This is a genomic window from Paenibacillus sp. DCT19, assembly GCF_003268635.1.
Taxonomy (GTDB): Bacteria; Bacillota; Bacilli; order Paenibacillales; family Paenibacillaceae; genus Paenibacillus.
Genome location: NZ_CP029639.1, coordinates 4,718,711 through 4,739,385, shown reverse-complemented (window position 1 = coordinate 4,739,385; position 20,675 = coordinate 4,718,711). Strand labels below are relative to the sequence as shown.

At 44.2% G+C, this 20,675-nt stretch carries 21 protein-coding genes; 14 read left to right on the top strand and 7 right to left on the bottom strand.

Annotated features, from left to right (window positions below):
• The first annotated feature begins 108 nt into the window (after positions 1–108).
• The 3 genes from DMB88_RS21730 (at position 109) to DMB88_RS21720 (ending at position 2,799) form a co-directional block, all read left to right on the top strand.
• Positions 109–1,008 (top strand): polysaccharide deacetylase family protein, encoded by a 900-nt coding sequence (locus tag DMB88_RS21730; RefSeq protein WP_254438291.1) that lies wholly within the window; start codon positions 109–111, stop codon positions 1,006–1,008.
• Positions 1,009–1,094: 86 nt separating this feature from the next.
• Entirely contained in the window at positions 1,095–1,748 is a 654-nt protein-coding gene (locus DMB88_RS21725) for a YkyA family protein (protein WP_164848757.1), read from the top strand.
• Between the two features lie 139 nt (positions 1,749–1,887).
• Entirely contained in the window at positions 1,888–2,799 is a 912-nt protein-coding gene (locus tag DMB88_RS21720) for a hypothetical protein (protein WP_128103017.1), read from the top strand.
• Positions 2,800–2,961: 162 nt separating this feature from the next.
• Here DMB88_RS21720 and DMB88_RS21715 read toward each other — a convergent pair whose 3' ends face one another.
• On the bottom strand, positions 2,962–4,134 hold the full coding sequence (locus tag DMB88_RS21715; protein WP_128103016.1) for a mannitol-1-phosphate 5-dehydrogenase: 1,173 nt from the start codon (positions 4,132–4,134) through the stop codon (positions 2,962–2,964).
• Positions 4,135–4,184: 50 nt separating this feature from the next.
• Positions 4,185–4,853 carry an HAD family hydrolase gene (locus tag DMB88_RS21710; protein WP_128103015.1) on the bottom strand — a complete coding sequence of 223 codons (669 nt, stop codon included), beginning with the start codon at positions 4,851–4,853 and terminating at the stop codon, positions 4,185–4,187.
• 527 nt (positions 4,854–5,380) lie between these two features.
• Here DMB88_RS21710 and DMB88_RS21705 point away from each other — a divergent pair.
• Positions 5,381–6,316, top strand: coding sequence for an ADP-ribosylglycohydrolase family protein (locus DMB88_RS21705; RefSeq protein WP_128103014.1), 936 nt, complete (start codon positions 5,381–5,383; stop codon positions 6,314–6,316).
• Between the two features lie 27 nt (positions 6,317–6,343).
• Here the strand turns inward: DMB88_RS21705 and DMB88_RS21700 are convergent, their stop codons facing one another.
• Positions 6,344–6,763 (bottom strand): hypothetical protein, encoded by a 420-nt coding sequence (locus DMB88_RS21700; RefSeq protein WP_128103013.1) that lies wholly within the window; start codon positions 6,761–6,763, stop codon positions 6,344–6,346.
• 81 nt (positions 6,764–6,844) lie between these two features.
• Positions 6,845–7,630: a hypothetical protein gene (locus DMB88_RS21695; protein ID WP_128103012.1), complete on the bottom strand. Its 786-nt coding sequence runs from the start codon at positions 7,628–7,630 to the stop codon at positions 6,845–6,847.
• Positions 7,631–7,894: 264 nt separating this feature from the next.
• Here DMB88_RS21695 and DMB88_RS21690 point away from each other — a divergent pair, with 264 nt between their 5' ends.
• From DMB88_RS21690 to DMB88_RS21680, 3 genes are all read left to right on the top strand, one after another.
• A complete protein-coding gene (locus DMB88_RS21690; protein ID WP_128103011.1) occupies positions 7,895–9,139 on the top strand; it encodes an MFS transporter in 1,245 nt (414 codons plus the stop codon).
• Positions 9,140–9,503: 364 nt separating this feature from the next.
• Positions 9,504–10,241 (top strand): tRNA(His) guanylyltransferase Thg1 family protein, encoded by a 738-nt coding sequence (locus DMB88_RS21685; protein ID WP_128103010.1) that lies wholly within the window; start codon positions 9,504–9,506, stop codon positions 10,239–10,241.
• Between the two features lie 2 nt (positions 10,242–10,243).
• Complete coding sequence (locus DMB88_RS21680) at positions 10,244–10,678, top strand: ATP-binding protein (RefSeq protein WP_128103009.1); 435 nt, start codon at positions 10,244–10,246, stop codon at positions 10,676–10,678.
• Positions 10,679–10,777: 99 nt separating this feature from the next.
• Here the strand turns inward: DMB88_RS21680 and sigK are convergent, their stop codons facing one another.
• A complete protein-coding gene (gene sigK / locus DMB88_RS21675) occupies positions 10,778–11,479 on the bottom strand; it encodes an RNA polymerase sporulation sigma factor SigK (RefSeq protein WP_024628561.1) in 702 nt (233 codons plus the stop codon).
• Positions 11,480–11,750: 271 nt separating this feature from the next.
• Between sigK and DMB88_RS21670 the strand changes: the two genes are divergently transcribed.
• Complete coding sequence (locus tag DMB88_RS21670; protein WP_128104548.1) at positions 11,751–13,112, top strand: amino acid permease; 1,362 nt, start codon at positions 11,751–11,753, stop codon at positions 13,110–13,112.
• A gap of 446 nt (positions 13,113–13,558) precedes the next feature.
• On the opposite strand, the gene DMB88_RS21665 is transcribed toward DMB88_RS21670, so the two are convergent.
• The gene (locus DMB88_RS21665; RefSeq protein ID WP_128103008.1) at positions 13,559–14,626 is read right to left on the bottom strand and encodes an ABC transporter substrate-binding protein; all 1,068 of its coding nucleotides are present in this window, start codon (positions 14,624–14,626) and stop codon (positions 13,559–13,561) included.
• A 130-nt stretch (positions 14,627–14,756) separates the two neighbouring features.
• Between DMB88_RS21665 and DMB88_RS21660 the strand changes: the two genes are divergently transcribed.
• The 3 genes from DMB88_RS21660 to DMB88_RS21650 all read left to right on the top strand — a co-directional run bounded on the left by DMB88_RS21660 (position 14,757) and on the right by DMB88_RS21650 (position 17,269).
• Positions 14,757–15,866 (top strand): FecCD family ABC transporter permease, encoded by a 1,110-nt coding sequence (locus DMB88_RS21660; protein WP_128103007.1) that lies wholly within the window; start codon positions 14,757–14,759, stop codon positions 15,864–15,866.
• 2 nt (positions 15,867–15,868) lie between these two features.
• Positions 15,869–16,636 carry an ABC transporter ATP-binding protein gene (locus DMB88_RS21655; protein ID WP_128103006.1) on the top strand — a complete coding sequence of 256 codons (768 nt, stop codon included), beginning with the start codon at positions 15,869–15,871 and terminating at the stop codon, positions 16,634–16,636.
• Positions 16,637–16,705: 69 nt separating this feature from the next.
• On the top strand, positions 16,706–17,269 hold the full coding sequence (locus DMB88_RS21650; RefSeq protein WP_128103005.1) for a nitroreductase family protein: 564 nt from the start codon (positions 16,706–16,708) through the stop codon (positions 17,267–17,269).
• A gap of 307 nt (positions 17,270–17,576) precedes the next feature.
• Here DMB88_RS21650 and DMB88_RS21645 read toward each other — a convergent pair whose 3' ends face one another.
• Positions 17,577–18,155 carry a DUF421 domain-containing protein gene (locus DMB88_RS21645; RefSeq protein ID WP_128103004.1) on the bottom strand — a complete coding sequence of 193 codons (579 nt, stop codon included), beginning with the start codon at positions 18,153–18,155 and terminating at the stop codon, positions 17,577–17,579.
• Between the two features lie 206 nt (positions 18,156–18,361).
• Here DMB88_RS21645 and DMB88_RS21640 point away from each other — a divergent pair, with 206 nt between their 5' ends.
• From DMB88_RS21640 to DMB88_RS21630, 3 genes are all read left to right on the top strand, one after another.
• Positions 18,362–18,784: a hypothetical protein gene (locus tag DMB88_RS21640; protein WP_128103003.1), complete on the top strand. Its 423-nt coding sequence runs from the start codon at positions 18,362–18,364 to the stop codon at positions 18,782–18,784.
• A gap of 81 nt (positions 18,785–18,865) precedes the next feature.
• A complete protein-coding gene (gene rnhA, locus DMB88_RS21635; RefSeq protein ID WP_128103002.1) occupies positions 18,866–19,519 on the top strand; it encodes a ribonuclease H in 654 nt (217 codons plus the stop codon).
• A gap of 223 nt (positions 19,520–19,742) precedes the next feature.
• Positions 19,743–20,612: an alpha/beta fold hydrolase gene (locus DMB88_RS21630; protein WP_128103001.1), complete on the top strand. Its 870-nt coding sequence runs from the start codon at positions 19,743–19,745 to the stop codon at positions 20,610–20,612.
• The last annotated feature ends 63 nt before the right edge of the window (positions 20,613–20,675 follow it).

Sequence of the window (20,675 nt, the reverse complement as noted above, 5' to 3'; positions counted from 1 at the left end):
TCTGTCATTCTCCCAAAGGGCTTTTCTATTAATCTTCTATATAGAGACATGAAACGATATAATATACCAAGATTCGGGAAAAAATGAAATTAAGGAAGTGGCCTGGTAGTGAAAGTAGAGCAGACAGCGGGAAAGAACGGCGCGATCTCGCAGACAACAAGCCGAATGAAGACGCACAAACGTAGACGAATCCGGTATGGGAGACTTAGTGCAGCGTTGCTGATTCTGGTAGTGCTGATAACCGGTTTAACATATATTTTCATTGGAATGACACATTGGATCAAAGATTACGTTGCACCCCCACCAATCACGGCCATTAAGCAACCGACAAAGCTTGGCATGATTGCAATGACTCCAGATGTGAAGGAAGAGCCTGTGCGGTTCCAAGGTCAGGTTCGCAAGTTGGCATACATAACATTTGATGATGGACCAAGTGAACATACCGCCACACTGCTGGATATTTTGAAGCAACATGAGGCAAAGGCTACCTTCTTCATGATCGGACGACAGTTGAATCAGCACAAAGAGGTGGTCGAACGGCTTGTAAAAGAAGGCAGCTATCCCGGTCTTCATAGTATGACGCATAACTATAATAAGCTATATAAGAGCGGTAGCTCCTCGAATTTTGTCAAGGAGTTTAAGAAGGAACAGAAGATGGTGCAGGAGCTGATTGGTTTCACACCTCATCTGATTCGCGCCCCTTATGGAAGCAGCCCACAGATCGGAGAGAAATTCCGGGGAGACATTGCGGCAGCCGGTTTCAAAATGTGGGATTGGACTACAGACTCCCTGGATTGGAATCTGCCTGGACAGCCAGACAAGATTGTAGATCGTGTCAGCAGTAGCGTGCATCGGGATAAAGAAGTCATTCTTATGCATGAACGTGAACAGACCGTACAGGCTTTGCCACGTATTTTGAAATTACTAGAAGATCGAGGGTATGAGTTCGAAGTATATGATCCGAGTGCGCATTGGATTGCTAATTTTAGCGGAGATACGCGTTTATAAGATGTGGTTGAAGAACACGTACTGTAGGAGAGCATTGGAACGTTTGAGATATGGCATAACAGATGCAAAAGGGAGAGAGTCGATCGGTGCTTGGCAGAACAAAAACAATGTGGACGGCAGTCAGTATAGGGCTGATCCTGCTTCTTACCGCCTGCGGACAGCCGCAGGAACCAGCGGCGAATCAGGTGAACCAATGGCTTCAGCATGATGAAGGGATTACTGAGATCCTTAAGGAGCTTTCCCGGTATGAGCGGGAGGACATGGAGTTATATACGGAAATTTTGAGTAAAGGAAAGAACAAAAACAGTGATATCGAGGGTCTGTTAGATCAGGCAGACGAGCACATTAATGAGCGTCGGAAATTGCTGGACGAGGCTAATTCGGTCATGAAGCAGACGTTGGAGCAGATCGATAGTCTTCGAACGTCTCTAGATGAATTGTCTTTTGAAAAAGAAGAGACGTTGGCTCAAGCACAGGCTGTGCTGGATCAATATCAGGTAAGAGCGGCTACGTTCGACGGATTCGTTGCGTCCTATCAGCAGAGCTTGGATGCAGAAGAAATGCTGTATTCAATGATGAGAGTCGATGTTAAGCCGAACCTTGTGAAGATTAAACGAGCGATTCGAGAACGGAATGCGCAATATGTGCAAGTTGCCGAGTTCAGGAAGCAGTTCAATCTCCAGACCAAAACTTTTAACAGTGCGAATGCCAAGCTTGTGGAGATGGATCAGGCAAGCTAAGCGCAGTGAGATGCTAGTCTGCTAGAGCATTCTTTTGATTGAGTATAACGTCAGTGGTGTAAGTACTAGTAAGTAGCTCAGTTAAATGTCAAGCAACATGGACAAGCATCATTGCGTATAAGCTAACGGAGGTGTTCATATGCGAAGTACAATGAATATTAGTGCATCAATTCTAGTTTTAATGATGGGGTTCTCACTCGTCGCCTGTGGTAACAGTAATCCGGCGGTGCAACCACCCACGAACAATACAGGGGAACAGACACCTGCGCCTGCACCGGAGGAGCAACCTGCTGAGGGTGATGTCATCGAAGCGGAAGGCATCCTTACAGGCTGGGCGGATCCTCATACGGTAGAGATTCGGGTGAAGGATGAACCGATGTCATTCCAGGTAGAAGAGAGTGTTCAACCCTTATTCGACGATATAGATGATGAGGATACTGTTCTTTTCAAGTATGTAGAGAGAACCTTTGCGGGAGATACGACGATCAAACAACTTGTGGTCAAGGAAATAACGAAGGTTGAAGTAGATGACGATGACAATGGGGCGGGTACAGGTGCTACTGGCACATCGAATCGTCCCAAGACATCCGAGTTAGAAGTGACAGTAGAAGGAATGACAGAGAAACGTCCAGTCACGCTGGCACAGGGTAATGGATATTCGTTGTATGTTTTTGAACCGATGGCATTCGACGCAGATGAGAATGAATTGACGATGAAGATTGATCCTGATTATGAGGTAGAGATTGAAAAGTTGCCTTCTGACTATAATCTGGATTTCTTGAAAATGGATGCAAAAGAAGAGCTGTCAGAGACGGGAGAGGTTAAGGAATTAACCAAGAAGGAGCTTAGCACGGGATCGATGAATGATGCGCAGCTGTACATGATGTCTCAGAACGATAAGAAGACAGAATATTATATTGTGAAAGAGCTGGATGGAAACGGGTTTATCTTCCGTGTGAATGCACCTATTGGTGAGCCGTCTGAAGGGTTCTTGCCCATGGCATATGCATCTTTGAATTCCATCATGAACGAAGAGGTTTCTCCTAAATAACTAACGATAGCAACACAATAAAGCCGGAAGGGACTATGCTTAAGAGCATGGGTTCCTCCCGGTTTTTACTTGGTTTATATTTAAGGCCTATATTGTGAACTTATGCTCTATTCATTTTGAGAATGACCTATTCATGATGGAATGACATAGCATATGATCTGATCAAGTCAAAATGGTAGCTTCCTTGTGCCCTTTAATGTCTTCATAACGGGCGACAATTTGCCCATGAACGGGATGTGCGTCGGGAATACCCATGTGTTCGCGAATAAAGGCAGAGACGCCGTCCTCACGAATCATGTGTTGGAGCTTCATGGCTTCCTCGTCTCGTTCGTCGTTGAACAACATCGCGGCTGCCATAGCGGAAGTTAAATGAGGAATATCTATTCCGAATTCGCTGGCTTGTAACGCTGGGCGAACAAGCCGGTCGTAAGGCGATAACTTGCGAAGAGGTGAGCGGCCGACCCGGGTCACCTGATCTGTCAGGTTCGGATTGGCAAAGCGTTCAAGAATGGTATCTATATACTTGTTATGCTTCTGTGGATCGAAGCCATGTTTCTGAATGAGCATAGCTCCGGTTTCTTCCATCACATGGCGGATTTTCGCACGAAGCGGTTTGTGGCTCATCACCTGTCGGATGGTCTTGAATCCTTCGAGATATCCGAAGTATGCCGCAACACAGTGCCCTGTGTTGACGGTAAACATTTTACGTTCAATATATGGCTCAAGGGAATCGACGTAATGTACACCTTTGATTTTCTTGAAACCATCCAATAGTGCCTGACGATGTACAACCCATTCGTAGAAAGGTTCAACCGTCACCTGCAAGGGATCTTGATGATCCTGCGCGGGAACAATCCGATCTACAGCTGCGTTAGGGAAGGCGATGTAACGCTCGGCTTTTGCGCGAGTTTGTTCATCGAGTAACGGATAGATACGCTTCTTGAGCCGAGTACTTCCTCCGATGGCATTCTCACATGCGATAATATGGAGCGGAGCGGGGTTACGTTGCTTCATGCGAAGGTAGATGCCTTTAGCTATAGGTTGAGCTATATCCTCAAGTGCTGACACACCTACTGCCGTTGTTATCAGATCAGCTGAGGCAATATGCTCGGCTACTCGATCCTGTTCGCCAATGTTGATGGCAGTTACGTTATTTACAATCGTTGTATCCTGATCGCTATTTGCAAGCGTAATTGGATACTCTTTTCTCCTTTGGAGCATGGAGATTTTCTTTGGGTTACGTGCGACAAAGCAGACTTCGTAATCGGAAGCGGACAACATATGACCGATAAAACCGCGGCCTATATTGCCCGCACCAAAATGTACAGCTTTCATGTGTGAACTCCCCCTTTTAATCATTGAAATGAAGCGGCATTCGTTCAGACTTAAACGGTAGCGACGAGTGGCTTCGAGATCAGATCATTAAATTCGAGGTCAGTTAAGCAGGATAGCCGTTGGTGAGGCATATCAAATTCAAGTGTCCCGGTAATGGTATTAGAGATAACGACACAGTGAATACCTGCCGCAGCAGCTGCACGCGCGCCGTTAGGTGAATCCTCAATGGCTACGGCTTCGTCTGCAGTTACCCCAAGGGCTTCAAGCGCTTGATTATATAATTCTGGATCCGGCTTCACATTGGCTACATCGTCAGCTGTACGGATTACTTCAAAATAATCTTTGAGCTTCAGTTGTTCTAGGTGTTGTTCGACCCACTCGCGTTTCGAGCTGGACGCAACGGCCAGTTTCAGTCCTGCTTCACGTGCTGCATCGAGGTAGTTCTGGATACCGGGTCTTACTTGTTCTTTGTTCATCAGAGCAGCGTGATGCAACTGAACGGATTCCCTGAACGCATCCCGATCAATCGGAAGATTCAAATCTGTTATTAAGTACTCATAGGGATTAAATGTTTTCAGACTGGTACCGATGCATTGTGAATACATCTCCAGGGTCAGGTCAACACCATGTTCCTTATAGGCGTCTCGAAATGCGACATACCATGCTGTTTCTGTATCAATAATCGTTCCGTCGAAATCAAAAACCAGTGCCTTAATCATAAATTTGTTTCCTCCTGTGTCAGAATTAGTTTTGGGTTGAAATAAAATGAAAAATTTCTGCAAATTCATTTCCTGTATTAATTAACCCGCGGCAAGTTAGTTGACGCAACTGATAGGTTAAAGTAATAAAATTGGAAATAAATATGCGCTGTATCTAATAAAACCGTAACATAGGACAAAGTTAGGGGTCAAGCGCGTTATGAATGTTTACATTGAAAATTTGCATATGAATGACGTGTTTTCAGAAAAATTAAAAAGTCAAAAACCGTTATGCCTTTTACATGTAAGCGGTGTACTGAAAAAACGGAATTTTCAGTTTAAGTTTTTTAAACTTTTTTTATAGATAATCGGATAGTTCAACCGTTCAACAGATTTCGACACTTTTATAATAGAAGAAAAGCAATTGAATTAGGCGTAGAAAGGCGTGAATTATTAATCTTTTTGCGCCACATTGAGGCTTATGTCAAAATGAAAGAAGTTAATTAAGAGTGAATGGTGAAAGGTGAAAGGAAGAGGAGGAATGGCAGATGCTTAATCAAGATCGCTTTAATGGTACGTTCGTTGGACTTGCCGCTGGTGATGCGCTCGGTACAACGGTAGAGTTCAGTCACCCAGGTACATTTGAACCCATGACGGATATGGTGGGTGGTGGTGTATTTGAATTAGAGGCTGGGCAATGGACAGATGATACGTCTATGGCTCTGTGTTTGGCAGAAAGTTTGGTGCGAAGGGAAGAGTTTGACCCTGCAGACCAGATGCGAAGATATACGAACTGGTATCAGGTGGGCTATATGAGTAGTACGGGAACATGCTTCGATATTGGCGGAGCTACTCGGAATGCCTTGGAACGATTTGCAGTGACCGGAGAAGCATATAGCGGCTCAACGAATCCGAATACCGCAGGCAACGGCTCCATTATGCGTCTTGCTCCAGTGGCAATGGCCTATGCTAATCATCCGGAAGAAGCGGTTCGGTATGCCGAGATGAGTTCAAGAACAACGCATGCAACGACCGAAAGCGTAGAAGCCTGTGGTGTGTTGGCTGCGATTCTGGTGGCTGGACTTCAGGGAGCAAGCAAAGAAACCATGTTGTCACCCGTGACCATTCGTCAGTGGCGGGAATCGAAGACATTTTCCCCTGGCATAGAGGAAGTGGTGGAAGGGTCTTATCAGCGCAAGGAGCCACCCGAAATTCAAGGGAGTGGTTATGTCGTTCGTTCGCTTGAAGCAGCTTTGTGGGCGTTCTATGCATCTTCTACTTTTGAAGAAGGAGCACTCTTGGCGGTGAACTTAGGAGATGATGCGGATACAACCGGAGCTGTATATGGACAAATCGCTGGTGCGTATTACGGTCTCAGTGGTATTCCAATCCGTTGGCGAGAGAAGCTGGCTATGCAAGAAACGTTGGATGAGGTAGTGAATGGCCTGTGGCATAAAGCGAATAAAAGCCAAAATCACGGGTAAGATCCTGTGATTTTGGCTTTGTTCGTGTTATATGATATCAAGCGTATAGTGAAGGTAGAAGAAGATATAAATAACAGCGGCTCCTATTCCAACGCCGATTGTGGTTCTATGTTTCCTTTTAGCGATGAATCCCAGCCGTAGGACAAATAGAACAGGAAAGGCAATTGAAATAATCCAATTCGTCTGGAGCATATCAGTGTAGTCAGCGTATACGTATGTGGCGAAGATGATAAGTGCTAAATTAAACAGCTCATCTCTCTGCCGAATGAAGGTGGAGATTACAACGAGAGTGACTACGTACACAGGAATAATATATCCACCCAGCAATTGCTCTACCGCAGAACGGGTGGTCATCTGGTCTAACATGAATGAACTGAGAAGTAGGAGCCCAAAAGAAACAATGGTGAAATAATACCAAATTTTGTTCTTCAGAGGTTGAGTATTCATGTTATGTCCCTTTCACGTTGGAAAATAGCAAGCCGTATCATGACTTGATTATTAATATTTATTAATCATTTCAACTTAATCTTAATAGATCACATGACTGGAATTCTTGGAGTACTGTGAATCGACGCTAACGTTAGCGTATGGGTATTCTGTCCAAGGAACCCACAGCGTGTCCTCTCCCTGTGAGGAGTTATAGCTAATGATTCTGGATGCTCCGGTAGATGCTTCAATCTTACGGATTGTTTCGGACGTCATATATGCATCAATCGTGTTGAGCACACCTACTGCTGAAATAATATGTCCAATTACAGGGAATTTCGCAGAGATTGGCCATCCTAACAACGCCGTCATTACATGCTGCCAAGTGGTCAGGTTGCCACGCAGCTTTTTGTCGATAATATCGGCTGTCACCGTAGGAGGTAAGTACTGCACTCGGTGAGTTGCGATATATCTACTTCCTAGGTAAGACTGGGAGAAATCCTCTCCACCTCTCTTCATCAATACTTGTTTGGTAGTAGCGGTAGCGGCTTGTGTAGCCTGAGCTTGTGTTGTTATTCCTTCGTTAGGCATGGCGTTATATTCGTTCTCAATAAGGTTAGTGAAATAATCAATGCTCTCTTGTGATGCATTCTGATTCTCAAGTTGTTCTCTAGCGATATCTAAGACCTCTTCTTTGGTTAGTTGCTTAGAGGGGTCGTTTGCTGCTTTTAAGCTTTGTGCTGTGTCCTCATCCCACCAATTCTCTTCGGTTGTTATTTCATTGTTAACTGATTCTTCGGCACTTGCTTGGGGATGCTGGAAAGTTCCTAATACAACAGTGGCGAACATGACAAAAGCCAAAAATGCCTTAAATTCTTTTCTTATCAATGTATAATACCTCCTTATGAATTCATACCAATTAAACATATACTAAGGAGTAATTCAACAAAAAATGGGATAAAAGGTAAGTCTGACCTATGCGTAAAAGAAGGATTTAAAACTAAAGTCCTACAGCCTACATACGTTCCTTATCGCCTTACGGAACCGAGATTTACTGTTCAGGAATTGAACAGGGCGGTATACTATATAAGTTGTGTTTATAGAGATGTTCAAGGTTTCATCATGTTAAACGGATAGGAGAAGAGACATCGTATGAGTAAGACAGAGAGCAAGAAGGTGCAGGCTTCGTCATCCCGTCAACGAGGCGTATTTCCATTGTCCTTGCTGTGCCTCACTGTAGGTGCATTTGCGATTGGTATGACCGAATTTATCATTATGGGATTGTTGCCTAACGTAGCGACAGATCTGAATGTAAGCATTCCACAAGCAGGGCAGCTGATTACGGGATATGCGCTTGGTGTAGCTGTAGGTGCACCGATCTTAACGGTGTTTACACATAAAATACCGCAAAAGAGATTGCTTGTCCTATTAATGTGCATTTTCATAATAGGCAACGCTTTGTCTGTCATTGCACCAACCTATGGGCTTTTGATCTCCGCACGTATTTTGACGGCATTTGCGCATGGTACGTTTCTAGGCGTGGGATCGATTATGGCAACGAAACTGGTTGCTCCAGAGAGAAGGGCAGGAGCTGTATCCGTTGTGCTTGCAGGACTTACGATTGCGAATATCATTGGTGTTCCTTTTGGTACATTTATCGGACAACAATTGGGCTGGCGATCATCGTTCGGTGCAATAACAATCCTGGGCATCATTTCGTTAATTGGAATCATTCGCTTTATTCCGGTTATCCCGCAAGGTGCTCCGGCTAATCTGATGCAGCAGTTCCGCAATCTGATTCGTCCGCAGGTATTACTGATTTTGCTAGTTGGTGCACTAGGTTGTGGCAGTCTCTTTGCTGTGTTTACCTACATTACTCCAATGTTAGTGGATATTAGTGGTTTTGCGGAGCAGAGTGTAACGTGGATTCTTGTGCTGTTCGGTGTAGGTGTTACACTTGGCAATATGGTAGGTGGGCGTCTGGCGGATTGGAAGCTGATGCCGTCACTGATGGTTAATTTCGGTATACTAGCTGTGCTACTGGCCGTACTTACGTTCACGATCGAGAATGCTACTCTTGCGGTAATTACAATATTTTGCTGGGGTGTGGCTGCCTTCGGAATTATGCCAGGATTGCAGATTCGCATTATGAACCTGACGCGAGAAGCACCACTGCTAGCTACGACGTCAAGTCATTCAGCCTTTAATCTGGGTAACGCCTGGGGTGCCTACTTAGGTGGCTTTGCAATTACCCATACGGGACTGGGTTCCATACCGCTCTACGCAGCAGTTATTGCAGCCTGTGGATTGTTAGGGTTAGTGATTAGTGTAGGAATGGATCGCAGAAAACGATTAATCGATAAGTCGGAAATCGTAGAAGTTGCGTCGGCGAATTAAACAAGAAGTTTATGCAACTGGAGCGAGAGGGTAAGTTTAAGTGAAAGTGAAGTGAAAGTGTGTAAGTCCATATGATCGTTTATCAATCTGCTCGGGAGCATAATGATCATTATATAAAAGCAAAACCTCTGTTCACACATTTTGGATGTGGAATGGAGGTTTCTTTATATCAGGATAATTAAGAGTAAAAGTAAAGATTAAACCGGCATTTCAAAAGAAACACGTAGTTCGTAACCTTCTCACGTTGTATAATGAAGCAATTCATAGCTATTGATGAAGTTGCACATCAGACAATGGATGAACCAACAAGCAAAGACAAGACAACGAGGGTTAAAATTACAGAGGTTTTGCAGGAGGGTAAGAGATGAGAAAAGATGATTTCGGAAATCGAATGAAGGGGTATGAAAATACATTCAGACAATCCCTACCTCAGCGGCTGCCGATTATTATTCGAATTGATGGATGTCACTTTCACACGTTCACACGTGGCTTGAAGAAACCGTTTGATGAAGCATTGACAGGAGCTCTGTGGGAGACAAGTAAATACTTGGCGCAGAACATTATGGGGTGCAAAATAGTGTATCATCAGAGCGATGAAATATCTCTGCTGCTGACGAATTACGATAAATTAACAACGAAATCATGGTTTGAAAATAACCTGCAAAAGATGGTTTCCGTATCTGCCTCGATGGCAACTGCCAAATTTAATGAAGTGGTCCGAGATCATTATCCGGACAAGCCACTTGCCACCTTTGATAGTAGAGCCTGGGTGCTGCCACCGGATGAAGTGACTAACTATTTTCTCTGGCGACAACAGGATGCAACGAAGAACAGCATCTCCATGGTAGCGCAAGCTCATTTCCCACATAACGAGCTACAGGGTCTGGATGGCAAAAGTCTACAGGATAAGTTATTCCTTGAGAAAGGCATCAATTGGAATGACCTACCGATCTGGCAAAAACGTGGAGCCTGCATAACGAAGCAATTTTATAAAAAGGGTGAAGCTACGCGGAGCAAATGGGATGTAGATTTTGAAACGCCTATTTTTAGTCAGGATCGTGAATATATTAATCAATACGTTTATCTACAAAAGGATGAATAACCTTGGAATGTATAATTTTTGTTGGGATACAGGCCTCTGGCAAATCAACATTTTATCAAACAAACTTTTTCAAGACACATATGCGAATCAATCTGGATATGTTGAGAACAAGGCATCGTGAGCAGATTTATTTAACCGCTTCATTTGAGGCGAAGCAGCCCTTTGTCATTGACAATACGAATCCTACGATTGAAGAACGTAAGAAGTATATTGATGCAGCCAAAAGAAACCGATTTAAGGTCATTGGTTATTATTTTGAACCTGACTATGAGTTGTCCTATGCAAGAAATGAGCTGAGAGAAGGAACTGCCAAGATTCCCGAGGTTGGGCTCAAAAGCACGCTGAAGAATTTGCAAATGCCTACATACGCTGAAGGATTTGACACGTTATATCTAGTCAGATCCGTGGATGGGGAGTTTGAGGTTGAGGAGATGTAGTATGAATGGAAGGGAGCTATTCGGGCGCAGTTTTTACGCACCTGATAAGCTCCCTTTTGGTTACGATGCATAACCCCACTTCAATGGTGAAGAGGAATGCTAACTCTTTTGTTTATAGAATTCATGATATAGCTTCATGAGAGCCCTTTTCTCAATCCGAGACACATAAGAGCGGGAGATTCCCAGTTCCTTGGCGATCTCACGTTGGGTACGTTCTTCCCCACCTGCCTCTAGACCGAATCGACCAATAACCACTTCTTTCTCCCGATCATCGAGAATATCGAGATTGCGATAAATTTTGCTTTTCTCAATCTTGAGCTGCACCTTATCAACAACATCGTCTGCTTCTGTTCCTAGGATATCTATCAGTGTAATTTCATTACCTTCCTTATCCGTACCGATGGGATCATGCAGGGATACGTCTTTACGTGTTTTTTTCAGGGATCTTAAATGCATCAGAATCTCATTTTCGATACAACGAGCCGCAAACGTAGCAAGCTTGGTTCCTTTTCCTTGTTGAAAGCTTTCGATAGCCTTGATCAAACCGATCGTTCCGATCGAAATCAGGTCTTCTTGATCCTCGCCTGTATTATCAAATTTCTTAACGATATGTGCGACGAGGCGCAAATTGTGTTCGATCAACAGATTTCGAGAATGGGCATTGCCTTCAGCCATGAGGCGTAAATGTTTGGCTTCGTCGTCCTCAGCGAGCGGCTGAGGGAATGCATTATTTTTGACATACGAGACGAGCAACGTCAACTCTTTGATGAATAGGGCAATTGCAGTAAACAATCCGGGCACAGATGACACCTCCTGCAGTTTTACAACGATCTGGCCTGAGCACATAAGGGAACAGGGTCGATTTATTGTATGTAGGCTGCTGCCCAGAAGTGCACGTACACGTGAAAAAGGGTTCGAATCTCGAAGTAATCTTGGTATTTCCTCTAAAAGGTTCAACAGCTCAAAAAAATAAAAATCAGGGATATGTATTCTGCGCAGATTATTATATGATGGGATATAACTATTTTTAGCAACTTAGAGAGCAAGAGCAGAAAGAGAGTGGTTGAGTACGATGCAAGAAGAAACATTAACGCGGGGACTAAAAAACAGGCATGTGCAGCTGATGGCCATTGGGGGAGCGATTGGTACGGGACTGTTCTTAGGGGCAGGGAAGACCATTCAATTGGCTGGGCCGTCGATCCTACTTGCCTACATCATAACTGGGATCGTGCTGTTCCTAATTATGCGAGCTTTAGGAGAGTTGTTGTTAAGCAATTTGAACTACCACTCATTTGTGGATTTTGTACGTGATTATCTGGGAGAGATGGCGGCATTTGTCACCGGTTGGACCTACTGGTTCTGCTGGATATCGATTGCTATGGCAGATGTTACAGCGGTTGGGCTATACACACAATTTTGGTTTCCGAACATCCCTCAGTGGATGCCAGGTTTAATTGCACTGGTTATTCTGTTAATCATGAATTTGGCTACAGTCAAATGGTTTGGGGAAATGGAGTTTTGGTTTGCTTTAATTAAAGTCATTGCCATTGTGGCACTCATTGTTATCGGAGTATTCATGATTGTCAGAGGTTTCTCCACAGATCAAGGGCCGGCGAGCTTCGCGAATATCTGGAGTCATGGTGGACTATTCCCGCATGGACTACATGGGTTCTTGCTATCGTTCCAGATGGTTGTTTTTGCCTTTGTCGGTATTGAACTTGTAGGACTTACGGCTGGGGAGACGGAGAATCCGGAGAAAGTCATTCCTAAGGCCATTAACCAGATTCCAATCCGGGTGTTGTTATTCTACGTCGGCGCCTTATTGATCATTATGAGCATCTATCCTTGGAACGCCATTGTGCCGAGTGAGAGTCCATTTGTGCAGGTATTTGCCGCTGTAGGTATCGCCACAGCCGCAGGGATTGTAAATTTTGTCGTGCTGACGTCGGCGGCTTCAGCATGTAATAGTGCTATTTTTAGTACAAGTCGTATGGTATTCTCGATGGCAAAGGATCGCAATGCACCTTCTTCATTTGCACGTGTTAATCGGAGAAAGGTACCATCTAATGCACTGTTTTTCTCGACGCTAATTATTCTATTTGCGATTATTCTCAACTATGTTATGCCTGAGGGCGTATTTGTACTAATTACGAGTGTGTCGACCGTTTGCTTTATTTTTGTGTGGGGCATTACCGTCATCAGTCACCTGAAATATCGCCGTACTCAGCCTGAGCTTGCTAATCGTGCGAAGTTTAGATTGCCGCTATATCCATTCTCCAATTACATCATTCTCACTTTTCTGGTCTTTGTTCTGGTAATCCTCGGATTCGCTGAAGATACCCGGGTAGCGTTATTTGTAACGCCGGTGTGGTTTATTCTGTTGGTGGGCGTATATCTCGTGCAAAAGAGAAGACGTGGTGTGAGTAAGAGCTGATTGGTAGAACAGGGCGTAACGATAAGTAGGAAGTAAGGAATGAGGTAGCGAAGCGAAAAGCCAAAAGCCAAAAGCCAAAAGCCAAAAGCATAGCTGGAGTTAATAAGGGGTTGTCTCGAAAGTCATTCATATGACTTGGGGCAGCCTTTTTTGTTGAGCGCTAACCTCCATTTCTAACGAACTCAGTAGGCCTTATTGGCGGGAAAATTACATTTCGGAAAAGATAACGAATCGTTGACACGCTAATATGTCTTTTGGGTGCGAAAAGTAGATCCATTCCGTGGTATTTCGTCATATAAGGTCAGACACGTATTAATATCCCCCCAAAAAAAGAGCAGTGAGATTAACATCTCCTGCTCTTGTTATATAGCGTTGCGTTCTCCAGCATATTAACTGATTGAATTTATTTCATAATGTAGCTTTCTCAATCGAGACGAACATGCTTGTTATTGAATTGGATTTTCATTCATTTGCTGTTGCATCTTTTCGATGCCATCAAGAATTTGATGTCCATAACCCCAGAACTGACCAAAATCAGTGACATAGATTTGTTTATTCTTAATCGCGTTCATACTTTGCAATGCAGGGTTAGCATACAGATTTTGAATCAGTTTGTCGATATCCGGGGAACCAGTATACGCAGACAGCAGCAGATAGTCCGGGTTAGATGTGATCAGTTGCTCTACACTGACTTCGCCCTGTACGCCATCAAATGTATTTTTCAATTTCAGCAGGCTGAGTGCATCCAATTGATACGTATCGTTTTGCATGCTGCTTACCGTAATGGAATCTTCTGACGCAGGTACGATGTAAGCAAACGTATGCTCAGGCTGATCCGCTACACTTGCCTTGATCGCCTCAGCACGTGCTTTCAGGCTTTCTGTGAAGGTTTTGGCATTTTCCTGTACATCGAAGATCTGTCCGAGCTGTGCAATATCATTATAGAGGCTGTCCAATGTGCCCTTATGGTTCGTCGTTTGCAGGAATGTACGGATATTCATGTCGTTCAGTCCATCCACGGTACCCACGCCCCAGTCCGCATCCGCGAACAGATCGCCACGACCCAACACGATATCTGGGCTTGCGCCTACGACAAGTTCTTTACCTACATAGTTTTCAGATAGGACTGGAATTTTAGCGAAATCGTCAGCAACATCTGGAGTTACAGAGCCATACAATGCAGCCACACCGACCATTTTGTCCGTTAGACCAAGCTTGATTAACATCTCAGCAACAGATTGTGTATTGGCTACAACGCGCTCAGGAGCTTTTTCGAATGTCTGAGATTTTGGTTTCCATTCTCCGCCTTCACCGGAGATACTGAAGTTCTCAACCGTCAGCGGATATGACGTTTTATTGGTATCTGCAGCGGTAGTGGTTGATTCTGTACTGGTTGTATTTTCACCTGATGCGGTTTGATCCGTGTTGGAAGTTGTAGCATTGGAACAGGCAGCGAGAAGTAGCAGCATAAGACTTAGACAGGTGATGAGTATTTTTCTGGATGTAAATTTCATAATGAAGAGAGCCCCTTTTCTGTAATGTAAATTGACAAAGATAATCATTCTCAATTATAATCCGAGAAAATACTTTGTAAATAGCTAAATTCTTTTTATTTTATTTTCGTAGGAAATGATGGGGGACAAGATGGCACAGACAGTTCAGCTTCAGACACCGCGTGTGGGGAAAAAAGAATCTCTTATTCACAGCAAATCCGGTTTTGCACTATTAATCGCGCTTCTGATTGGTGTGATGATTATTTCTGTTGGCATTGCCGTATCAATCGGGCAGGTGAGTATCCCGCTTGCTGAATCCTATCGCATCCTTGTATTCAAATTGACAGGATTCCAAATCGGTCAAGCACCGATTGAAGCCGGATCATTTACCGATATCATCTGGCAGATTCGTTTTCCGCGTGTTCTGATGGCTATGTTTATTGGTGCGGGTCTCGCGATGTGTGGTGCAGTCATGCAAGCAGCCGTACAGAACCCGTTGGCGGATCCATACATACTGGGCATATCTTCGGGCGCTTCACTCGGAGCAACGTTTGCGATCTTGATTGGATTCGGTGCTATTAGTTGGTTAGGACAGACGGGAGTAGCATTCTGGGCATTTGCTGGAGCCATGGGGGCATCCTTGTTGGTACTGACGTTAGCAGGTATTCGAGGCAAGATGACCTCAGTCAAGCTTGTACTTGCCGGGATGGTTATTAATGCGCTGTGTACAGCCTTTTCTAATTTTATTATCTATTTTGCTAACAACGCTGAGGGGATCAAAACGGTAACGTTCTGGACGATGGGTAGTCTCGCTGCCTCCGGGTGGAATAAGCTACCTTTGATCGGCATCGTGGTGATCGTGTCCATTGTGTTCTTCCTATTGCAGTCCCGTGTGCTGAACACAATGTTACTAGGTGATGAAGCAGCAGTTACGCTCGGCATTAACTTGAGTGTGTACCGTAGGCTATACATGTTATTAACGGCGCTGGTGACAGGGGTTATGGTGGCGAGCTGTGGCATGATCGGTTTTGTCGGTCTCATTATTCCACATATCGTTAGAGGTCTGGTCGGTTCAAACCATCGCAAAGTCATGCCTGTATCCGTGCTCTTTGGTGCGATCTTCCTCATCTGGACAGACGTTATTGCAAGATCTCTGATATCCAGTGTAGAGCTGCCAATCGGGATCATTACAGCGATGATAGGTGCACCGATGTTTATGTATATGTTAGTCAAAAAAGGCTACGGTTTTGGAGGAAACTAACCATGGAACTGAATGTAGAGAACGTATCCATCACGGTGCAGCACACAGATATTATCCGTAATATTTCTTTGCAGGTAAAAGAAAAGCAGTTCGTTGGCTTGATCGGACCTAACGGTTGTGGCAAATCCACACTGCTCAAGAGTATCTATAAGGTCATTAAGCCCCAGCAGGGCAATGTATTTTTGGATCATACCGATATATTGAAGTCCAGTCCTAAAGTCGTGGCTCGGCATATGGGTGTAGTTGGGCAGTTTAACGAGTTAAGCTTCGATTTTACGGTGCGTGAGATGGTCATGATGGGACGTACCCCACATAAGAAGTTGCTGGAGACGGATAATGGGCGGGATCTTGAAATTGTCGAGCAGGCTTTGGAAAAGGTACATCTAACCGGACACGCAGACCGTAACTATATTTCGTTGTCCGGCGGGGAGAAGCAACGTGTTGTTTTGGCTCGTGTGTTGGCCCAGCAACCCGAATTTCTGATATTGGACGAGCCGACCAATCATCTGGATATTAAATACCAGCTACAGATTCTCAATATCGTGAAAAGTCTAGATATCGGAATTCTTGCTGCGCTGCACGATCTTGAACTCGCCGCTTCGTATTGTGATCATCTCTACGTGGTGAAGCAGGGACAGATTGTGGTTCATGGTAAACCTGCTGATATATTAACCCGTGAGATGATCGGTGAAGTATTTGAGGTAGATTGTGAAATCTACCAAAATCCCGTAACAGGTGGGCTTGGGATTGCTTATCTAAGCACGCGGTAAGTTCAAGAGGAGAGATCATGTTCATATAAGTGTGACTATTAGACCATACATTACACAAGGAGTGAACTTATGGAGGTCAATCAGCTAACACCCGTAGCACAGACGATTACGGATCGCAGGACAATCAGGCAGTTCAAGAGTACTCCCGTTCCTCAGGAGCTGTTGCTGTCGTTGTTAAATACAGCCAACTGGGCACCTAATCATGGCTTGCGTGAGCCTTGGCGTTATATTCAATTCTCGGGTGATTCCCGTCATTTATTTACAGAAGCAGTACTGGATGCCCTGTCAGCCGACGACCGTCGTAGATATGAAGAGTCACGTAGAGCCGAGTATGCGATCATTCCGCTGCACTTAATTGTGGTCATGAAGGAAGACCCTCGTCCCAAACAATGGATTGAGGATTTTGGCGCAGTATGTAGCTGGATACAGAGTTTTCAGTTGGCTGCCTGGGAACAGGGACTTGGGGTTGTGTGGAAAACGAATGCGTACCAATTCTCTCCTAATTTCCGTGAGATGGCAGGGGTACAGCCAGGTGAACGCATCGTAGGTGTACTGCACATTGGTTATCCCGAAGTCATTCCTCAGCCGCGTCCGCGAACTGCTGCGGAAGACAAACTAACGATATTTAATTAGGGCGTGTCTCAAAACTCGCTGAAGTGCATCTTTTACCGCCTTTTCGCCCCCTGCTGCGTCACTTTCCCTTGACGTGCCCCGGCACGCCTGCAGAAAACTTTCTTGCTTGGAACGAAAATTCGTCAAAATCTGCTTCCTTCGGAGTTTTCAGACACACCCCTAGCTGGAGCCCTATGGCTTCGGCTTTTTTTTGTTTATTAATTTTGAACGATACGGAGAAGAATGAAATGAACATAACAGCAAAAACCGTTCCGATTGCAATGTGGCATTGCTTTATGGAACGGCTCTATTTGATCAGACTAGCGGGTCAGCGTAGCATAGGATCAACTGGCTGCTGATGCTCACCATGGCTAACTTCATTGAAAATGTTTTCTGAATTATTATCCTGCTCTACTTTGGTATTCTGACCTTGTAGCAACAGCTCCAAATCTCCCATTGTGACGGGACGCGCATGTCGTTTCAATACATAACCCAATTGGCCGTTCGGCTCTACGGTTGCCATTTCCAAATCGTTGACACTAGAGATGCCAATCTGGCGAAGATGCATTTCTAACTGATCCACGGTATAACGCATTTTTTTCAGATTAGGAACAATGATCTTGCCGTCCTCGACGACAATCTTGGAGCTACCACTCATCAGTTTTTCAAAAAAATTAAACTTCATCTGAAGTACCTCCACAACCAGCAAAGTTGCAATAAAAACCGCTGCTGATCCAATGGCTTTGCCAAGCTCATGATTGGCAATGGGCTGTACGATTGTAGTTCCGATTGAAATCATAATAACCGTGGTTGCAACACTCATCTGTGAGATGGATTTCCGCCCCGCAATTCGCAATAAAAGCATGCCCACAAGTACAAGTAAGATCGACTTCCATATCCAATCCATGTACTCGATCTCCTTTCCATTACAAGTCTTTTCCATCATTAGGATTAGCGTGTTCTGGATAAGGAGAATTTATGCAAATGGCAAAATATCAAAATTCAATCAATCTGTTAAAATGAAGATAATATAACTTTGTCCGAAGCTCACAACTACTAACCAAGAGAATGATTAAATATACCCTAGCAAGAAAGGAGATTTCACCATCAATTATGAATTACGAAGATATCTGCAAATTACCTGATCATTGTGCTGCTGACTTTTTACATACGCTGTTCCATGATGCACTGCATGATTTTGAGAACGGTACAAATGATAAGCAAGAATTCTTACTGATCCTTAGCGAGCTAACAGATCGACAGGCAATGACGTATGAGTTATTAGAGAAGGAACTACGGGATGATATAGATCAGGTGCTTCGTAAGCTGTGGAATACGGACTCCCATGATGAGGTAGATATCATGCTATCCTTAATAGTGAATTTAGGGTTAAAAGAATGCTTTGCACAAGTTCAAAGTTCTTTACAACAGAACAGCAAGCTAGATCCAGCCATTCGTAGTGAGATTGAAGAAACCATTGCAGAGGTTGGGGAACACATTGCCAATCCCCTTCATTCGTTAGAGAGATATAGGTGATAACCCCAATAACTTTCAATCCACCCTGTAGATCGTATACAATAGGGTATTGAACGTAAGCGAATAAGGGAGCGGGTAACGATGGCCAAATCTAAATATTATGTAGTCTGGGAAGGCAAACAGCCAGGTGTATACAGTACATGGGCAGAATGCAAGGCACAGACAGATCAATATACTGGGGCTAAATATAAGTCATATGAATCCAAAGCTGCGGCAGAAGAAGCGTATCGTGCAGGTTGGAAAGGCAATTGGGGCACTGGTGCTAAGGGTTCGTCCAAGACGAAGGCAGGAAGCAGTGGACGTAGTGCTGGCATGGAAACTTCAGAAGAGGTCGACTATGACAGCATTTCGGTTGATGTAGGTACACGAGGTAATCCAGGGCCGGTAGAGTATAAGGGAGTAGATACACGTACAGGTGAGATCATCTTCTCGGTTGGCCCGATCTCAAAAGGCACCAACAATCTTGGGGAATTTCTGGCGATTGTGCATGCACTGGCTCATCTTAAGAGAGAGGGCAGTAACAAAACCGTTTACACCGACTCAGTCAACGCGATGAAATGGTTGAAGCAAAAGGCGGTATCGACCACATTGCCACGAGATGCTTCGACAGAAGAGATCTGGCTTATGATTGACCGTGCAGAGCAATGGCTGCGAACCAACACATACAGCAATAAAGTACTGAAATGGCAGACCAAACAATGGGGCGAAATTAAGGCCGATTATGGCCGGAAATAAGCTGCCGCTGCGATCTCTAATCAGGTTATTCGTTGTCTATTAGAAACGATATTTACAATTTCCAATTTCCATTCTATAATCAGTCAATATGATAAGTTGCACATATGGAGGAGCCTGCCGTCTGCAGGCCCTCTTTATCTTTTTGGGTCGTTATTTTTAGTGTTTATATGAAACAAATATCATGGATAATAGGTTATTTGAGTACACATTGCAGGAGGCAGACATGAGTTCCATTTACAGAAGTGAAGAAGGTAAGAGTTGTATTCTTGAGGAATACGAGGCATATGTAGATCAGTTGGGTGAAGGTTTTACGCGTGAGTATGTTGAGACACGTTTTGGACAGACACATGTGTTATTGACTGGTCCGAAGGACGGCAAGCCTTTATTTATTCTCCAAGGCATGAATTGTGTGAATCCGATGACGCTGTCATGGTTCTCTTCCTTATTCAAGGATTACAGAATTATCGCACCGGATACGATCGGTCACCCTGGTTATAGTGAGGATACCCGAATCTCAGCAAGGTTTGATAGCTTGGCGATGTGGGTTACGGATCTGCTAGATCACTATGAGATTGATCAAAGTGCCTTTATCGGTCCTTCCTTTGGCGGCGGAATTATTCTGAGACTGGCGACGTATATCCCGGATCGGATCGCTTGTTCCATCCTGGTTGCACCAGCGGGATTGATTGCTCGCTCCAAAATGAAAGTGGCTCAAGACTTCATGCTCCCCATTGTGACTTACCGCATGACTTCTTCACCGAATTCACTACAAAAAATTGCAGATACCGTGTCTTGTAACTGTATGAAAGAAGTAGATAAGAACATCATCGGCAAGATTTTCAAACATGTAAGTCTGGAACAGGATATGCCGAAGCTGACTGATCGCGAAGAACTGGCGAATTACACTGCTCCAACACTGCTCTTGGCAGGTGAGAAGGATATCTTTTTCCCAGGAGATAAATTGATTGAGAGAGCACGAAAGATTATCCCGAATGTGAGAACCGTCAAGTACGATACAGGACATTATCCATCCCAGGATGTGCTGGTTCAGATGAACGAGGAGATTAAGCTGTTCCTACAAGAGAATTATTAAACGAAAACGATCTATGAATTGAGCGGAACATTTACACTTTTTGTTCAAATACATTAATTAAAT